The sequence below is a fragment of the Parapedobacter luteus genome (assembly GCF_900168055.1).
Classification (GTDB): domain Bacteria; phylum Bacteroidota; class Bacteroidia; order Sphingobacteriales; family Sphingobacteriaceae; genus Parapedobacter; species Parapedobacter luteus.
On record NZ_FUYS01000004.1, the window covers coordinates 66,174 to 83,659 of the forward strand.

Annotated in this window: 14 protein-coding genes; 6 read left to right on the plus strand and 8 right to left on the minus strand. The window is 46.5% G+C overall.

Features of this window, described 5'->3' with window-relative positions:
* Nucleotides 1-5 precede the first annotated feature (5 nt).
* The 5 genes from B5X72_RS09270 (at nt 6) to B5X72_RS09290 (ending at nt 5,439) form a co-directional block, all read left to right on the plus strand.
* Nucleotides 6-803 (plus strand): glycosyltransferase family 2 protein, encoded by a 798-nt coding sequence (locus B5X72_RS09270; protein WP_079716604.1) that lies wholly within the window; start codon nt 6-8, stop codon nt 801-803.
* A gap of 12 nt (nt 804-815) precedes the next feature.
* Nucleotides 816-1,676: a glycosyltransferase family 2 protein gene (locus tag B5X72_RS09275; protein WP_079716605.1), complete on the plus strand. Its 861-nt coding sequence runs from the start codon at nt 816-818 to the stop codon at nt 1,674-1,676.
* A 13-nt stretch (nt 1,677-1,689) separates the two neighbouring features.
* Entirely contained in the window at nt 1,690-2,454 is a 765-nt protein-coding gene (locus tag B5X72_RS09280) for a glycosyltransferase family 2 protein (protein ID WP_079716606.1), read from the plus strand.
* 28 nt (nt 2,455-2,482) lie between these two features.
* Nucleotides 2,483-3,847 carry a flippase gene (locus tag B5X72_RS09285; protein ID WP_079716607.1) on the plus strand — a complete coding sequence of 455 codons (1,365 nt, stop codon included), beginning with the start codon at nt 2,483-2,485 and terminating at the stop codon, nt 3,845-3,847.
* A gap of 236 nt (nt 3,848-4,083) precedes the next feature.
* Nucleotides 4,084-5,439, plus strand: coding sequence for a hypothetical protein (locus B5X72_RS09290; protein ID WP_079716608.1), 1,356 nt, complete (start codon nt 4,084-4,086; stop codon nt 5,437-5,439).
* Between the two features lie 3 nt (nt 5,440-5,442).
* On the opposite strand, the gene B5X72_RS09295 is transcribed toward B5X72_RS09290, so the two are convergent.
* From B5X72_RS09295 to B5X72_RS09325, 7 genes are all read right to left on the minus strand, one after another.
* Entirely contained in the window at nt 5,443-7,140 is a 1,698-nt protein-coding gene (locus B5X72_RS09295; protein ID WP_079716609.1) for a GMC oxidoreductase, read from the minus strand.
* Between the two features lie 20 nt (nt 7,141-7,160).
* Nucleotides 7,161-7,739, minus strand: a complete 579-nt coding sequence (locus B5X72_RS09300; protein WP_079716610.1) for a gluconate 2-dehydrogenase subunit 3 family protein — start codon at nt 7,737-7,739, stop codon at nt 7,161-7,163.
* The gene (locus B5X72_RS09305; RefSeq protein WP_233632466.1) at nt 7,736-8,911 is read right to left on the minus strand and encodes a glycosyltransferase; all 1,176 of its coding nucleotides are present in this window, start codon (nt 8,909-8,911) and stop codon (nt 7,736-7,738) included. The genes B5X72_RS09300 and B5X72_RS09305 overlap by 4 nt, the downstream gene beginning before the upstream one ends.
* 66 nt (nt 8,912-8,977) lie before the next feature.
* Nucleotides 8,978-10,162, minus strand: coding sequence for a glycosyltransferase (locus B5X72_RS09310; protein ID WP_079716612.1), 1,185 nt, complete (start codon nt 10,160-10,162; stop codon nt 8,978-8,980).
* Between the two features lie 170 nt (nt 10,163-10,332).
* Nucleotides 10,333-11,763, minus strand: coding sequence for an O-antigen ligase family protein (locus tag B5X72_RS09315; RefSeq protein ID WP_079716613.1), 1,431 nt, complete (start codon nt 11,761-11,763; stop codon nt 10,333-10,335).
* A gap of 11 nt (nt 11,764-11,774) precedes the next feature.
* Nucleotides 11,775-13,937, minus strand: coding sequence for a GumC family protein (locus B5X72_RS09320; protein WP_079716614.1), 2,163 nt, complete (start codon nt 13,935-13,937; stop codon nt 11,775-11,777).
* A 6-nt stretch (nt 13,938-13,943) separates the two neighbouring features.
* Nucleotides 13,944-14,627, minus strand: a complete 684-nt coding sequence (locus tag B5X72_RS09325; protein WP_079716615.1) for a TolC family protein — start codon at nt 14,625-14,627, stop codon at nt 13,944-13,946.
* Nucleotides 14,628-15,013: 386 nt separating this feature from the next.
* Between B5X72_RS09325 and B5X72_RS09330 the strand changes: the two genes are divergently transcribed.
* Nucleotides 15,014-16,594: a hypothetical protein gene (locus B5X72_RS09330; protein WP_079716616.1), complete on the plus strand. Its 1,581-nt coding sequence runs from the start codon at nt 15,014-15,016 to the stop codon at nt 16,592-16,594.
* Between the two features lie 9 nt (nt 16,595-16,603).
* Here the strand turns inward: B5X72_RS09330 and B5X72_RS09335 are convergent, their stop codons facing one another.
* Nucleotides 16,604-17,482 carry a carboxylesterase family protein gene (locus B5X72_RS09335; protein ID WP_079716617.1) on the minus strand — a complete coding sequence of 293 codons (879 nt, stop codon included), beginning with the start codon at nt 17,480-17,482 and terminating at the stop codon, nt 16,604-16,606.
* Nucleotides 17,483-17,486: the final 4 nt, after the last annotated feature.

Below are 17,486 nucleotides of genomic sequence, written 5' to 3' on the forward strand. Positions count from 1 at the left end.
TGATAATGGCTACACATACAACACATTTCGATAAAATCAGTCTATTGGTCACTCATTTCAACAGAAGCAAGTCTTTAGAGCGGCTGTTGTCTAAATTACGCGAACACGGCGTATCCTTTGCCGAAACTATTGTTTCCGACGGTGGGAGTAATTCAGAACACTTGAGATACGTGAACCACTTGCGATTGGATTTCGGGTTCACGCTGCTAACAACAACCGAAAATAAAGGCTTGGGCAACAGCATCAACGTGGGGCAAGATGCCGCAAAAACCCCTTATATCCTTTACATTCAAGAAGATTTTGTCCCCAAGAGCGACATCATTCCGGTGCTGACTGATGCTTTTAATATCATGGAACACGAAGAAGAATGGGACATTATCAGGTTTTATGCATTCCCTTGGGCGCGTTTCCCCTACCTAAAGCCTTACAAAAAGGGATTTTCAGAAATGGTATTCCATATTGCGCCTTGGTACACTGACCACACCAAATTCTTTGCATACAGCGACCACCCACACCTCAAACGCAGATCGTTTCCCGAGAAATTTGGTCGTTACTACGAAACATTAAGTGGCGATGTAACAGAGATGAAAATGTGCCGCTCATTCTTACGCCATAAAGGGAAAGGATTGTATTACCATCATGACAATGACCTTTTTGAGCATGATAATCCATTGGAGGAACCCGGACAAGTGCGGGAAGCCCAATTAAAGCGCCAGCGCTTACGCCAGTTACCTGCGCTTCGATGGGCTTACCTGAAATATCGCATGCTGCGCGACACGGTGCTGCTTTTACAGAACAAATAAACGCAAGGAAATATGAGCATGTTAAAAACCCCTGCTTGGCTACGACAACATATCCATCCTTACGCTTCGGCCGAAGCAATCCCGGAGAAGTGCTTCGATGACATCAATGGGCGGCTTGACCAGCTTAACCGTGGCGAATCACCATTGGTCTCGATCTTAATTGCAGCATGGAATGAAGAAGTCAACATTCTGAACTGCATATCCAGTCTTTCCGCGATGGAAAGCTCATTGCCTTTCGAGATCATCGTCATCAACAACAACTCGACGGACCGCACACAGGAAACTATCGACAAACTTCACGTCAAATCGCTTTTCCAGCCTATCCAAGGGTGCGGACCGGCCAGGCAAATGGGGCAAGAGCATGCTAGCGGCAAGTATATCCTATTGGCGGATGCCGACTGTATCTATCCTCCCTGTTGGCTGGATGAGATGATGGCAATGCTGCAAAAACCGGACGTAGTGTGTGTCTACGGCAGGTATTCGTTTATTCCAGAAAAGGGGTATCCGAGATGGAAACTTTACCTGCTTGAGCGGATGAAAGATATCATTGCGGAATTGCGGCATTTCAAACGTCCTTATTTAAATGCCTACGGCATCAGTATGGGTTATGTGAAAGAGCTCGGCTTAAAGGTCGGTTATGTGATGTATAAGATCTGGGGAGACGATGGACGGTTATGTTTTGATCTGATGCAATACGGAAAAGTAAAACAGGTAAAAAATAATGAGTCCAGGGCGTGGACGAGTCCGCGAACCCTTCAGCGTGACGGTAGCTTTCGCAAGGCGCTGGCTTCGCGGATCAAGATCGAACTTAAGCGGCTTGGCTCCATGTTTACCCCACATCCGCCTCACGACACAAAAACATCACAAAACTGACCCGGGCATAGATATGGAGTTTCCCAACGTTACGCTGCTAATCACTCACTACAACAGGAGCCAATCCCTCGAACAGCTACTAACGACTATTAATGCACTACAGCTGTCTTTCGGAGATATCGTCGTATCGGACGACGGAAGTGCTGCCAAACATGCCCGCGCCCTTACGGCCCTGGAAAAAAAGTTTGGCTTTCGTCTGATCACCACTCCAGTAAATAAAGGGTTGGGGCACAACCTGAATAAAGGTCAGGATGCGGTTAGAACACCATATACGCTGTATGTGCAAGAAGACTTCATTCCGCATGAGGCATTCGGACCGATACTGGAAAAGTCCCTGAGTATCATGGAGAAGCGGAGTGATTTGGATATCGTCAGGTACTATGCTTACCTACCGTTTCCCTATCTGAAACCGTTCGACGAGAATTTCGGAGAGATGTTTGTTCCCTTGAGTGGTATTCATTACACAAAAATTTATGCCTACAGCGATCATCCTCATCTCAGAAGGAGCGATTTCCTAACAAAATTCGGACGATATGCAGAAGGACTCAAGGGAGACCGCACGGAATACAAAATGTGCATATCGTTCATTCAATGTGGGGGCAAAGGACTTTTTTATCGTGATTTCAAGCGACTATTCACACAAGCTAATTCGATTTCAGAGCCCAGCACCATGCACCGCGTAGCTTGGCGGCAAAGCAAGAATTTGCTCATATCCGTTGCACGCGACTTTTATCGGCAAATCAAATACAATCTGGATATTTTATTCATGAGGCCATAACGAATCACTAACATTTTTTTCAAACTGCATGGGAATTAGAGGCAATATAACGAAAAACTACTGGATAAAATCCGGCTTGTTAAGTTTATTCCAAAACATTTTTAACGTTGCGTTCGGCTTCGGCGGCTTTTATTTTTTGATTAGAGTACTCAGCAAGGAGCAGTACGGCACTTATGTGCTTTTCCTGGCTACTGTATCCATCATCGAGCTTACGCGGAATGGGCTGCTGCAAAATGCAATGATCAAATTTATCGCCGGAGTTGAAGAGCGCGAAAAGCCGGCCGTCGTTTCTACTTCCCTGTTAATCAACCTAGGCATCACCTCATTGCTGTCATTGATCATACTGGCATTGGCCCCAATTTTAAGCTATGTTTGGGATACGCCAGCGATCACTACAATGCTCTATCTCTACATCATCGCTTTCTTCATTTCGGGCATCCAAATGTTCTTTAATAGTGTAGAACAGGCCTATTTAAACTTCAAAGGGCTGTTTTACTGTAGCTTTACTAGCCAGATCATCAGTTTTGCCTACATCTCGACCTGTTTTTTTCTCGGCATCGAGATTTCTCTGATTAGCTTGGTGCTTGTCAACATACTGTCTACTACGATCAGTACAATACCTGCTTGGCGATATGCCCGACATAACCTGCCCGCATTATCACTCAAGCTCCATATCAACTGGATGAAAAAGATGCTGGATTACGGGAAATACGCCATGGGAACATCAGTAAACGCTTTGTTATCAAGCACGATAGATCAAATGATGTTGGGCGCTTTGCTATCCCCTGCTTCCGCAGGTAAATTCAATATTGCACTGCGAATTAGCAACCTTGCCAATATCCCCAGCAATGCGATGGCAACAATCGTATTCCCGCAGGGCTCAAAACGTGCAGAAACCGAAGGAAACACGGCGCTGAAATACCTGTACGAAAAATCGGTGGGCAGCATCCTCGCAATATTAGTGCCTGCTTTATTATTCATTTATATACTGGCTGACCCGATTATTCACTTTGTCGCGAGCGAGAAATATGCTGACGCTATTCCGCTACTCAAAATCACACTTATTTACAGCCTGTTTATTCCGTTTAGCAGACAGACCGGAACCATCCTCGAATCAGTAGGAAAAACAAAATTGAATTTTTACCTCGTTCTATTTACCGGAATTTTTAATATGTTGCTAAATTTCTTTTTCATCAGCCGATGGGGCGTATTGGGTGCCGCTTATGCGACCTTAGGGACAAACTTTGTGTTCTTCGGCGTGTCCCAGTACTTCAACAGGAAGCTATTCAACGTCAGTTTGCTTAATCCATGGATCTATGCCATCCAGTTTTATCCGGAAATCTTCCGAAAACTCTTCCCGCGTAAGCCGGCGCCTCGGTATGAAATAAAATGAGTCACCAAACAATAGGGGGATTTTACTTTGAAAACGATACAACGAATTTAAGCCCCCTATTTTAAATAATCCTAAGGAGAAAAATTTTCTTTAAATATTTATATCCATATACTGACTGTTCGAAATTATCGTTTACTTTGAAAGGCTGTTTACCGAACAGACATTTTTTTACAGTATACGATATGACAAGGTTCGACCTTAGGTTGTTTTTGACATTAGCCCTTAAGGGCTGCATCATGATGGTAACATCTTCCTGCGACACATCTCCCAAAGCTATCACTCCTGCCCCTCAAGATTCGGTAGTAACCGGAACACCACCACCAAACAACGGCGGTCTGCCCGAACCCGATGGCCCTGCCGTTTATTTAGGCCAAGCGAACAATGAGGAGTTGATTATAGATGGTCAGAAACAAGATTTTGACTGCCATTCCACCATTTATATCAAGGGCGGGAATTACCGCTCGATAGACATACGAAACCTGGAAAGATCAGCGGGCTGCCCACTGACCATTACGAACCAAGGCCGGATCACGCTCGCCGGCAAAAATGCCGAGCTACGTATTTCCAATGCATCGCATGTAACAGTAACCGGTGATGTGACCAATGGAAATGAAAAAGGATTTAATTTTCTTGACAATTCTTACCGGGCCTTAATACTTTCCGGCCGGATCCATCATGTCACCTTAAGCAATATGGCTTTCAAGAATATCAGCGACTACGTCATCTCTTACAACAATCAAACGGTATTTGATGGCAGTGACCAAACGGCCACCAAAAGCTTACGCATTCTGAAAATGGATTGTGAAGCGTCAGGGCCATTTATCAATTTCAGCGGCCGGAAAGAGGGCAGCACGGTCATTGGTTTGTACAAGGAACTGGAAATAGCTCACGTCAATTATTACAACTCACCGTCTCCAGGCATTATTGTATTTGTACCGAATGCAGAAGCATTCAACATCCATCACAATACCATCAATAATGTAAACACGCAAAATGAGCATCACAATGCCATGTTTCAAATCCATGGGAACGGCCAATTTCACAATAATTATATCTCCAACCACCAAGGCAACGCCTTGCGGTCGCGTCCTTTTTCCTTCGGAAATACCGTTAAAGAGGTACTTATCTACAATAATATTGTAATCAACTCGCGTAAATATTCGGCTTTTGAAGTACAAACATTTGCTGAAGATCTGATTCACAGTGCAAATACAGTTGCAAATGTGAAGGTATTTAACAACACCTGCGGCAACCTAAACTTATCATCGGACTGGTACGGCGTTGTCCTGGACGCCTATACAATCTCAGGAGGCAAATGCGACGTATTCAATAATTTAGCCTTCAATTTGCCCGCGCCTCATCCGAAAAGCCCAATTGTGAGCTACATGGCCATCAATACGGATGATCTAACCGAGCACAGCAACTTTTACTACGAAAGTGCCGCCGCTGCAGGTATTATTGACGAGACCACGCTAAGGCTCTCTTCACAATCACCCAACAAAAATAAGGGAATTAAAGTAACAGGGCTCACAACGGATTACTACGGAATATCACGCGACTCCGAGCGACCTTCTGTGGGCGCGGTCGAATAAGTGTCAGAGATCGCCCCTTTTCAACGCCTCCACTGCAAAGTGGCAAGCCCTCGCTGTCAACGCCATATACGTAAGCGAAGGGTTTTGACAGGCAGAAGACGCCATGCAACTGCCATCGGTGACGAACAGGTTCTTGACGACATGCAACTGATTGAATTTGTTTAATACGGAAGTGTTTGGATCATGCCCCATCCGTGCCGTTCCCATTTCGTGAACCGTGCTTCCTCCAGCTTTCGAATAATTAAACCCATAAACATTGACAAAACCGGCATCCTCCAGCAATTGCATGGCTGTTTCCTCAATATCTTCCATCATTTCGTGCTCGTTGGTCCGATAAGAGAAAGATATTTTCACCATTGGCATGCCCCATCTATCCTTTTCTTCCCGGCTCAATGTCACTTGATTATCATGGTACGGCAGGCATTCGCCCCACCCTCCCATCCATACCGTCCACGGTCCCGGTTTCGTCAATTGGTCTTTAAATACGGTCCCAAACCCATCAAGTACTTGCCCCCTTTCCTGCCATTCCTGCCGCTCGCCATGCCCTTGCATATTGTATCCCCTGAGAAATGGGAGTCCCTCATGACCCCGCAAATTGCGGAAGCGTGGTATAATAAAGCCACACGGCCGCCGCCCTTTATAATAGGTATCGGCAAAGCCCCGATGTTCGCCGTAGGCGCCCGCATACGAATGGTGATCCATCAGGTTGTGCCCTAACTCTCCACTATCATTGCCTAATCCATTCGGAAACCGGCTTGAAGTTGAATTCAGCAGAATGGCCGTGGTTGCTATCGTCGACGCATTTAAAAAGATAATCCGCGCATAGTACTCGGTCGTCTCCAAGGTGATAGCGTCAATAACCCGCACGCCGTAAGCCCGCTGTTTGGCATCGTCATACAATACTTCGGAGACCACAGCATTGGGATGCAGTGTCAAATTTCCGGTAGCCATCGCTGTGGGCAGGGTGGCACTGTTGCTGCTGAAATAGCCGCCGTAGGGACATCCCCTTGAGCACAAATTGCGGTTCAGGCAGCTGCCTCTGCCATGCCATGGTACCGTCAGATTAGCCACGCGAGCAATAGTCAGCTTCTTCTGTGCGTCGCGCCCATGAATTGACTGAGCCAAGTGCTTTTCAATACAATTGAGCTCAAAGGGCGGTAAATACTGACCGTCCGGCAATTGCTTTAGGCCTTCCGCTTTGCCCGAGACGCCCACGAAACGTTCGACATAATCGTACCAAGGCGCAATGTCGCGATAACGTATCGGCCAATCGACTCCGATCCCGTCCTTTAGGTTGGCTTCAAAATCAAGATCGCTCCAACGATAGCATTGCCTCCCCCATACCAGCGACCTCCCTCCGACCTGATAGCCGCGTATCCAATTGAAGGGCCGCTCTTGTATATAGGGGTGTTCCTGATCGTTGACAAAGAAGTGTTTGTTGCCGGCGTCAAAGAATAAACTCTGAACAGGACTTTCTTGCTCATCCTGCTTGGACGGATAAATACCATATTTAAAGTCCCAGGGATGATAATGTGCGGTGGGATAATCCTTAACGTGTTCTACATTTTTGCCGCGCTCCAACAGTAAGGTGTTCAGCCCTTTCTCACACAGCTCTTTTGCCGCCCATCCGCCACTTATCCCCGACCCCACGACTATGGCATCGTACGTCCTGCTGTCTCTTTCTTTGCCGACGATATTCATATATTGAACGTCCTTTATTGTTATTTAGTTGCCCAGGACCGTTGACCGAGCAAGACGAGCGGCACACAGGGCTGATAGCTTTGCGGTGTGGCTTGATAATTTAAGCAGCGCGTGGCTCCCAGTAGCGATGTGCAATACCCCTCAACGGTATAGGCTTTTAAGTAACTGATAAAAGAAAAACCAAACAATTTACGCTTCACCTTAATTAATAACGGGTGCAAAAACAGCTGCTGGTCTTCCAGGCATTCGAGGATTTTCACCCGCTGGTCCATCGTGCAATTCATAAAAGATTGCCCATAGCCTTTCCGAGATAGTTGTTCAATGTCGCCAAGCCCATCAATAAAAAAGTTCTGTTCTCTCCGGTCGAGGTAAAAAATAACCTTCCCAATAACGAAATCAGCTACGCCCGCTTCTTTGGCCCCCGGTGAGTCGGTCGCTGGAATAATGGTTTCAACAAGCTCGCTAATCAATGGCCTCATGGCGTTCAGTTTGCCCAAATCGGGCTTTCTGCTCGTATAAATGACCCATTTCAATAATGGGTAGGCAGTTATCACACCCACCAACACCATGATCAGATAAAGCGCACGCCGCCTCGTCATTTTTCCGTTAGGTTTTCTATCTCCGTAATCTGTTTGACCACCGAATGCTGGGTAGCTACTGAAATTTTGTTGGCTTTCCGGGCTTTAAATAGTGAAACAAGCTGAAGGGCCATAAACCGGGGAATCCGCCATAACGATCGATACACCCGGCGATCTAACTTACTATGCCATAATGCATTTAAAAAAGCAACGACAAACAAACTCAGCCCTACCAGCCAAAACGCTGCATGCAAAGGATAAACAAGGAGGTCGACCATCAGGAAAAACAATGCACCCAGCAAAAAGATAAATAAGGGCGGTCGTAACAGGGTCAAACCGAATAGCACCTGGTTGACATCCAACTTTCGTAGTCCGCTCGCCAGTAGCCGGAAACCGAATCCCATGTACTTAAACCATGTATTGATCCACCGCGCACGTTGGTTGACCAACTGGGTAGCCTGTGCTGTTTTCTCATCATATACAATGGCGGATGGCGCGAATGCTATGCGATATCTGCGTTTTACAAGCTCATATTGTAAAACTTTATCAAAACCGGCACCAGTGATGTCCAGGTTACCCAGGCACTGCTTATACAATTCAGTTGTGAATGCCATCCCCGAGCCAGCCAAGGTAGCGGAAGATCCGACACCAAATAACAGCGCACCATCGTAATAGTGGTAATAGCTGTCGCGGGCAGCATCCAAGCACGCCAGCGTAGTGTCGAGATTCTTGGGCTTGCGTATCCCTTGGACGGCAACAAAGCCGCGGTTGAACCACTGATCCAATTCACGAAGATAATCGGGATGTACTAAGTTGTCGCTGTCGATAATCGTAAGCCGCTCATGTGGACGCCTAAACCGATCGATAGCATAGAAGTGTGACCGTGTATTGCTGGCTAATACTTGCTCGGGCTGAAGGAGGACTATCCGTTCATCCTTGATGTCCAAGGCGGAGCAATCACAGTTGTCTGCAACGACATATACCATAAACCGGTTATAACGCAACTTTAATATGGAATCTATTACTGCGGGCAGTGAATCCACCTGACCGTAGGCCGTCACGATAATTGCGTAATCCGTTTCAGTAACGGCGGCACCGCCCGACATGGGGCTGCGCCGCATCCGGGTTATGGTTACATACAACAAATAAAGCAGTATGGGAGCAACAAGATGTACGCCCACTAACAGTTGCATTCCGAACCAAAAAAAATCAAAAAAGTCCATTAGCTATTTTTAGTCGTATTCTCACTGAGCACCAGCTCATGCAAGTTTCATTGCCTTATATATTTTTTCAACGCTATTTTCCCAGGTGTGGTTACCTGCAATATCGGCGCGTCTCCGCCTTACAGCCACTGAATCTTCTTGCAAAGCCAATTCGATTAAGCGCGGATAGTCGTGCGCACTATCTGCCAAATATACGATATCGCCAAACTCTGCCATGGCCCTTGTTCGTGTTGCGACGACCGGCTTGCCTAAAGCAAGATATTCATCAACTTTCCGTGGGTAATTACCTATAGTCAGGTCATTGACCGCTTGTGGGTTAACACAGACATCAAACCGGCTAATGTAGTGTGCCAGTGTTGAAAGCGGCTTTAGCCCGATGAACCGTACATTGCTCAATTCGTGCAACTTGCTTTTTTGAAACACCTCATCTTCGGGTCCCACCAGCACCAGCGTCCAATCGGTACGCTCAGACGCCAGCCGCTCAAGCAACGATACATCAAGCCGGATACTTTGCAACGCACCGACGTAGCCGATTATCGGCGTATCGATACCTTGCAGTTCAGGAGGAACAGGGTAAGTTTTACCAAAAGAAAAATATCGGAAATCGCACCCTTGGCCTACATAATGTGCGTTGGGGTTATACTGCTTACAATAATCAGCCAAGTACAGCGAGTTAGCTACACAGACATCATTCATGGCAATAACCCGCGGTTCCAACCAAGCGCCATGTTTCTTCCAATACGGCGTGGCCAAGATATAGTCCCTTGAATAATACACGCTGCGCTTGGGTTTTAGCAGATCTGCTAAGTAGTGACATTTGATGATCTCATTGTCATTGAATAGGTAGAACTGGTCAAAGCCAAGCCGTTTAAGTGCTTTCCGTATGGCATCGGCAAAACGCCGGTTGTTAGCTTGATTGATCTTATCGAAAAGCCACTTGTTGCTGAGCCAGTTGATTGACTCCACCATACAATCAGGGTAAAGATTCCAAAGGTTTGGGGCAAGCTCAATCAGCCCTTCAGATTTGCCGGAAATAACATCTAGCCGCTTCCGGATCCCTGGATCATTTCGCGACCGCATCGATGTGATCCTATCCAATGGCGAATTGACATACAAAACACGGTTGTGTTTGCTAAATACCAGGGCTATATCCTTGCAATTGCTGCCGATTGCCGTATCCCAAGGCTGCTGGCCTACAATGACGATATTCTCATTCACCATGTTGTCGTGTTTTGCTTGTTTCGGAGTAGCCCGGCTCCGCTATACGCTTGTAGTCTGATATGCCTCGAATAAACCCAACAATCAGACAAATAATACCTGGAACTAAAAATATTTCAAATGGCATGATATGATTTGCTTACTTTTAAAAGATTGATAACCAACCGGTCTAGCTATCTACGCTCACTATCCATTTTGGGGCCCAAGTAGATCAACGCCCAAGAAACATACACCACGAGTGATGCGGGTATCCGGTTGATAACCTCGTTTCCGTAGCTTGACACAAAAATCCCTACGGTGCCCGCCAACAACGCGATCAGTTTTATTCGCAATCCGGGATCACGGATGCGCCAGATATACCCGCCGCATTTGCCTTGGATATACAGCATCATGCAAAACCAAATAGTCAAGCCGACAACTCCATACATTGCCCACACTTTCACCCAGTAGCTATCCGGCTCAATGGTGGAGATAAACTTGTCACTGTTATATTCGTGGCCCCAAGTACCGATCACGCCCAAGCCTTCGCCGAACGGTTTGTTCTTCAGATGATCGTTCAAAATTTGCTGATTCTGAAAGCGGAGGTTAAGTGATGCATCCTGAGGGTCAAGAGCGGTCCGCAAACGGTAAATATGATAATTGCCGCTACCGATGTGCGTATACTTCAAAAACGCCAGTGCGCAAATCCCCATGATTAACCCAAGCGTCAACACCTTAAAGTTCTTAAAAAGGAAAATAGCTGAGAATGCGCCAAAGACCAGCACAAAGAGCGCCCCTCGCGTACCTGAGATGAGCATACCATACAACAGGATACCGCCAGCAATCAACAACAACCCTCTTACCCAAATTTTATAGGGTCCAAAACAAAGAATCAGCGCGACCAAAGCGATATGTGCCTGAGACGCACCAAACATGCCTGCATCGGTATAAAAAGAGAAAACTCGCAACTTGCCCCATATCAAATGTGTGCTCGCCACCTGCTCCAAAAAAGCCTGCTCGCCTGGTAACAACCCGATGCGCAGCTGTCTCAGTCCATTCAGCGCGGCGAGCACCGACAGGGCGATAATCAGCACAAGAAAGATATTGAGATGCCGTTCTTTATTGAATACGAGAAAGACCAACGGAATGATAAGCAACGCATGAAGTGCAGCACCCCGCAACTCCTGTACCCAGCCCATAACGCTTGCGCCCGAAGGATTGGCTACCTGCAGCACACTAATCAGAAACCATAACAGCGTAAGTCCTACCAAATCATTACGCACATGGCGCCAATCTGCTTCAGACGCATTAAACAGTGCAGCTATCCAGCTGATCACCAAAAGCCCTTCGACACCTATTCCAAATGGAACAGACACGATCTCCCGGCCAAAAAAGGGAAGAATAAAACTGTAAGCTACTGTTATCAAAACCCCTATTTCGGGCCTTTTGAAAAGCACAATAAGGAATGCGACCGCTGCCCACAGCAGCGCCGCAAGCGCACCACCTAGGATATCCCAACGGAACACCACGTACCCCGTGGCCAACGCTGTTGCTATCCCTGCAAACAATAGCAGGTTTCCGATGGTGAGTCTGGATTTCAATGTTGCTAACTGCTGATGCGCCATAGAACTATCGATTAGTTTACCGAGATGTTGGGCCGCACTTTCACCTGATTAAGCACCCACCCCATAAAACCTTTCATACCAACAAGGCTTTCCAAAAATCCACTGTCGGCGTCACTGAAGGATTCTCCGGACTTAAACACCGCGATGCTGCAATCGGTAAACATCAGCCATTCTTTAGCCCGGTTGACATCTTTCAAACTATTAATGTCAATCAGTATGATGTCAAATGTGTCACGCAATATTTCGAATCCGGCGATCAAGTTGTTGGCGTCTCTCATTTCCAGCAAGGATGTGTTGTCCGGGTTACGCTTCAATACGGTAATCAGATCTTCCGCCTTGATTTCTTTTTTCACCAAAAACTTTTCAAACTGATTGGCACCAACTTTATCTTCATTAGCGATGAGTGAAGCAAGGTCGTTGCAATCGTCTCCAATCATCAGCACCTTCTTGCCAGTGAGCGCAAACGCATAGGCTAGACTGGAGGCGACAAATGTCTTGCCTTCCGACCCGGAAATACTGGTAATACCCAGCACCTTCCATTGATTATCGACCATTGTGTTCGAGATTTCAAAACGCAGCGCCCTTACCAAATCTTTATATACTTGACGACTGAAGTCGCTTTCCTCGCTTTCCCAAATTGTCCGCAGGTCCTTGCTTTTACCTTTCACCAAACTCAATGCGCCCAATACTTTATGCCCGGTTCTTGCTTGTAACTGCCTCGAATCGACGATTTTGTTGTCCAACAGGAAAAATATCAGAAAAGCGGTAAAGCAAATCGCCATACTTGCGATACCTGAACCGGCTATATACAAACTTTTCTTCGACGGTTCCGGCAGACCCGGTAATCCTTCTTGTATGATCCTTAAGCGCAATCGCCCTGCATTTTCGGTATTGGCTTGGTTATAGCGATTCAGCGCTTCCGTGTATTCTTGAACGGAAAGCTGTGCCTCGCGTTCCAGATCCTGTACACCTGCTTCGGCAGGGGCCATGGTGTAATACCTGCTTTTCAGCGATGCCAAATCGCGTTCGATGGCAGAAATACTGTTTTCGGCCCTGGCCAGTTCGATTTCCAATGTGGTCCGCTCCTGTATCAGGTTTTGCCTGTTTGCCTGTGGATTGTTCAGCTGCTTATTCGAAATTCTCGCCACAATAGTCGAGCGCACGCGCTCCAGAGAATCCACCGCACGCTTATCTTGCAGGCTAAAATTATTGTCGACGTAGCGTTTACTGGCCAGTTCAATTTCCCTACCGATACGCAACAGCTCATTATTCTCGGCAGCTACCGCCGAATTCACATCTGCATCATTTGCATTTCCTAATTTTTCGTTGATCCGCCGTATAGCCCCGCTGATGGACTGAACATCGCTGAGCGCCTGCGATCGCTTGGTTTCGTATTCGGCAATTTGCTGATACAATGCTTCAGCCTGCGCATCGATATTGACCACACCGCTGCTTGATTTGTAATTACGAAGCAAGGCGTTTTTTTCATCCATAATGCGCTTTTTCTCAACCAACATCGAATCCAGCAACGCCATCGTACTGGTTTCGTTCCGCGTTGCGGTCAGGTAATAATGGCCTATGAATGCTTGGGAGAGCGTATTGACAGCATAGACCGACAATGCGGAATTTTCCGAAATAAATTCTATATTAACAATATCGGTTTCCCCCCTGCGCGAAATGCTTAGGCTCTCAAGCAAGCGATCTTCGTCATATCCAATCATAGCTAAGTAGTCGAAAAACGGGTAGTCACCGTTATCCAGCAACGACATCGGTTTTCCTGCCGCAAGCCGCTGCTTATACCATTGGATCACCTCATTCCGTTGCTGCACGGTTAATTGGGCCAATTCTTCAGGTAAAGGACGGAATGCTCTTTCCGGACTTTCTAAGTCATGTAAAATGAGGTGGATGGACAGCTTGTTGATGACATTTCTGGATTGCATCATCTCTATCAAGCCGTTGAACTGCTGCATCACCCGATAATAATCATTGGCGGAAGCACTGAGCAACTCTTGCGTCCTGTCGGCGATCCCCGTAGCGATTTGAGCCTCCGACCGATATTGGTCAGGAAGATTCTTGACCAGAAAATAAGTAGTCAGCAGGCAACAAACGGTCACCAATCCGATTATCCACAAACGTCGTTTCAGGAATCGTAAAAATGCGGCTATGTCTATCATAAGGCACTATTTCTCAATGTCAGTTAATTTTACTCCAATGATTTCCTCCAAGGCATCCTTAGCCACAAGTAAATTCATCTCGGCTTGTAGTATTTCAGCTTGGGATGACGACACAGCGGATTTAATGGTGGAATAGCTTTCGATATCGACTTCCCCTCGTTCAAACTTCAGCTGCGCATCCTGCAACAGCATTTTGCTATCACTTGCGGCTTGAGTTTTTACTTTATAATCTTCAAGCACGAGGATATATTCATAATAGCGTTTTTTCACCTCGTTCTCCAGTGTGCGTTCATAGGCCTGCCGCTCCAGCTGGGTGATTTTGTAGTCTGCTTTGGCCTGCTTTGTCAAAAAGGGTCGTTGGATTAAAGACGACAGGTTGATGTTGATACCGTATTGGAACCCGTTGAATACATAAGGGTTATCGGGGCTGAGCGCAGCTCTTTCATTCGGCCGGTAAAAATAAGATACATTGAACATGTCGAGATATCCTACCGGTTGCGAACGGTAAAGGCTCTTGGCTTTCTCTTCATTAAGTTCCATCACTTTAAGCTGCGGATAATACGCTTTTGCTAATTCAATGAAACGCTCTAATTGCTTTTCGTTCATGTTGCCGATGACCGTTGCGTCTTGCGCCCTGACCATCACCGAACAGACCATGAGTAGACAAACGGTTAATTTAAATTCCTTCATTTTTTTATTTATTGTTTAATGGCACGCACGCAAAACATACGCGATCGTTTGTTAGATGATTAATTATTCTGACCTTAACTGTTAAGGTCTCTTTCTGTTTTTCCATTTAAAGCAGATGACGTTACTGATTTCATCAAAGCAAAGTTGGAACTTATTTCGTTAGCAATGGTGGATATTCCTGCTAATTTTCTTGATTTGTAGAAATCCACCTACAAACCAACAACCTATCCGGTCGACGCCAACTTATGTGTCGGCAGCAGTACTACGAATGTGATTTTATAATTTTAATTTATTTTAGAAGAAGTTTAATTTAAACAACTATTTTTACCGAAATAAGTGCAAAAAAAGACGTGAAATCAAAGCCATTACAACTAATTTTCCTTAAAATGAATATTCTTTTATGTGTCTTATGCTTCGTTTTGGGAATGGGAGCGTGCACCAAACAAATTGAAGGCGAAAAAGCCATTCCGGAAGACAGTTCCGGCTCCATTGACATACCGCCTGTAGCCGGCATACGGATGAAGGACGTGCTTGGTATTAACGGATTTGAGTGGGAGTTTTTGGTTAATAACGAAATCGACCCCGTTCGAACCAACTTGATAAAACCGTTTGGAGGATTCAGGCACTATCTGGACTGGGGACGCATAGAAAACGAAGAGGGAGAATATGCATTCAGTCCCACGCTAAGCGGAAATTGGGATTATGACGCCATCTACGCTTGGTGCCAACAAAATGACGTTACGGTATTGGCGTGCGTGAAAACGGTTCCTGGTTGGTTTTTGGACAAAAACTATCCATCTGATTTGCATGACGCAGAAAATGTGCCCGCAGCTTACAACGCCGATCGTACCGATCCAGCCTCGTACATCCAGCTTGCAAAAATAGGCTTCCAATTTGCTGCGCGCTATGGAAAAAATAAGAACATCGACGCCGATTTGGTGTCCGTGGTTCCAAAACCGAGCTGGCGCCCAAACCAAAAGAAAATCGGTTTAGGTCTTGTTGATTACATCGAATGCAACAATGAACCAGACCGGTGGTGGAAGGGCCCGAAAGCCCAACAGACCCCCGAAGAATACGCTGCTAATCTTTCCGCATTTTACGACGGCCATAAAGGAAAATTAGGCCGGGACGTAGGTGTAAAAAACGCGGATCCGACCATGCAGGTAGTCATGGGCGGCATAGCCAAACCGGATGTCAATTTTGTTTTGCAAATGGTCGAATGGTGCAAAAAGCACCGTGGGTATCGCCAAGACGGCTCGGTGGACCTGTGCTTTGATGTGATCAACTATCACCATTACTCCAATAACAAACAGAGCGATTGGTCTGCGCCTGGAATCAGGGGCGAAGCGCCGGAGGTGTCTGATTCGCCGGCATACGCCTCAGCTTTTGTAAAGATGGCTAAGGAACATTTAAACGGCATGCAGGTATGGGTCACTGAGTTGGGTTATGACGTCAACAGCAACAGTCCGCAACGAGCAATGGCCATTCAAGACAAATCGGCCTTGGTGACCCAAGCCGATTGGAGTATCCGGTCTGCATTGATGTATGCCAGAAGCGGCGTCAGCCGGATACATTTCTATATGTTGAACGATGTCGACACGCAAAGCCCCGTGCAATATGCTTCTTCAGGGTTTGCTACACCCGAAGGACGCAAACGACCCGCATTGAACTATGTCACCCAAATAAGGGACCTGATGGGCGATTTTGTATATACCAAGACACTGAATAACGATCCATTTGTGGATTTATACACCTTAGGAGACAATAAAATCTACGTACTCACCGTGCCCGATGAAAAGGGCCGCCAGGAACGCTTCGAATTTGACCTGTCCGACGAAAAAGTCAGTCAGGTAAAAATCCATGAGTTACAACCTGCATCCAGTCAATTGAGTACCAGAACAGAAGCTGTACAGGGCGGAAAGTTAGTGATTACCGTCTCCGAAACGCCGATCTTTGTTGAGCTCTAGGCTGGGATTCTATCGGGACTTTGTATACTGGTACAGCCAGCTATAAATATCCTGATCGAAACGGTCAAGCGCCGGGTTTTCCCTTCCCATTCCGGAGCCGTCGTATGTCATACTCCAGGAGTCGTGTCCAACGCTTGGATACAAGGTCATCTTTGCCTTCACACGCGGATTTAATGCATTGATAGCTGATACAATTTCATAAGCCCGCACAACAGGAACATCCGGATCGTTTTCGCCATGGAAAACCCAAATGGGGACTCCGGAGAGATTGTTCACGTAATTGCTACGCAACGAGCCACGACCGCAGATGGGAACTGCCGCCGCAATCCTCGCTTCGTTTCCGTATTCCCCTAAGTAATCGAAAATCCCATATGCGCCCATGCTAAGGCCTGTCAGATAGACGCGTTCACGGTCTATTTTATGCGTGCTTAACAAAAAGTCGATAAAAGCCTTGAGCGTGCCGGGGGCCCACGAGCGGGCATCGGTTTGCGCCGAAACGACCAAAAATTCCTGTTCAGGCGCCCAAGCACCTTCTTTAATCAACTTACCCGGACCATGTACGATGGCCAAATCGAGCGTCTCGGGACTGTTCCTGCTGCTCCCCCTTTCGCCCGACCCATGCAGCACCACAAGCAACGGATAGGACTTTTCTGTTTCTTGGTAAGCCGTCGGAATGAACAGATAATACCCATAATTACCTTCGGTCGTTCCTTCGTAAAACGGTATATGGTAACCGCCCTTCACTGCATACTTTCCAATATCTGCAGGTATAGACTGATCAATGGAAACGGGATTCGGCTCACCGCCGGACTTAGATGGCTCATCATGGTTTTGTTTACACCCTAAAATTCCCAGCCCAACCACCAACATAACAAATTTTAACATCATAATA

Excerpts from the sequence above, each read along its gene's own strand:
- B5X72_RS09290 (WP_079716608.1), top strand. The coding sequence starts at position 4,084 with ATGATGGTAACATCTTCCTGCGACACATCTCCCAAAGCTATCACTCCT.
- B5X72_RS09270 (WP_079716604.1), top strand. The coding sequence starts at position 6 with ATGGCTACACATACAACACATTTCGATAAAATCAGTCTATTGGTCACT.
- B5X72_RS09335 (WP_079716617.1), bottom strand. The coding sequence starts at position 17,482 with ATGATGTTAAAATTTGTTATGTTGGTGGTTGGGCTGGGAATTTTAGGG.
- B5X72_RS09300 (WP_079716610.1), bottom strand. The coding sequence starts at position 7,739 with ATGACGAGGCGGCGTGCGCTTTATCTGATCATGGTGTTGGTGGGTGTG.
- B5X72_RS09280 (WP_079716606.1), top strand. The coding sequence starts at position 1,690 with ATGGAGTTTCCCAACGTTACGCTGCTAATCACTCACTACAACAGGAGC.
- B5X72_RS09295 (WP_079716609.1), bottom strand. The coding sequence starts at position 7,140 with ATGAATATCGTCGGCAAAGAAAGAGACAGCAGGACGTACGATGCCATA.
- B5X72_RS09285 (WP_079716607.1), top strand. The coding sequence starts at position 2,483 with ATGGGAATTAGAGGCAATATAACGAAAAACTACTGGATAAAATCCGGC.
- B5X72_RS09310 (WP_079716612.1), bottom strand. The coding sequence starts at position 10,162 with ATGGTGAATGAGAATATCGTCATTGTAGGCCAGCAGCCTTGGGATACG.
- B5X72_RS09330 (WP_079716616.1), top strand. The coding sequence starts at position 15,014 with ATGAATATTCTTTTATGTGTCTTATGCTTCGTTTTGGGAATGGGAGCG.
- B5X72_RS09315 (WP_079716613.1), bottom strand. The coding sequence starts at position 11,763 with ATGGCGCATCAGCAGTTAGCAACATTGAAATCCAGACTCACCATCGGA.
- B5X72_RS09320 (WP_079716614.1), bottom strand. The coding sequence starts at position 13,937 with ATGATAGACATAGCCGCATTTTTACGATTCCTGAAACGACGTTTGTGG.
- B5X72_RS09275 (WP_079716605.1), top strand. The coding sequence starts at position 816 with ATGAGCATGTTAAAAACCCCTGCTTGGCTACGACAACATATCCATCCT.
- B5X72_RS09325 (WP_079716615.1), bottom strand. The coding sequence starts at position 14,627 with ATGAAGGAATTTAAATTAACCGTTTGTCTACTCATGGTCTGTTCGGTG.
- B5X72_RS09305 (WP_233632466.1), bottom strand. The coding sequence starts at position 8,911 with ATGCAACTGTTAGTGGGCGTACATCTTGTTGCTCCCATACTGCTTTAT.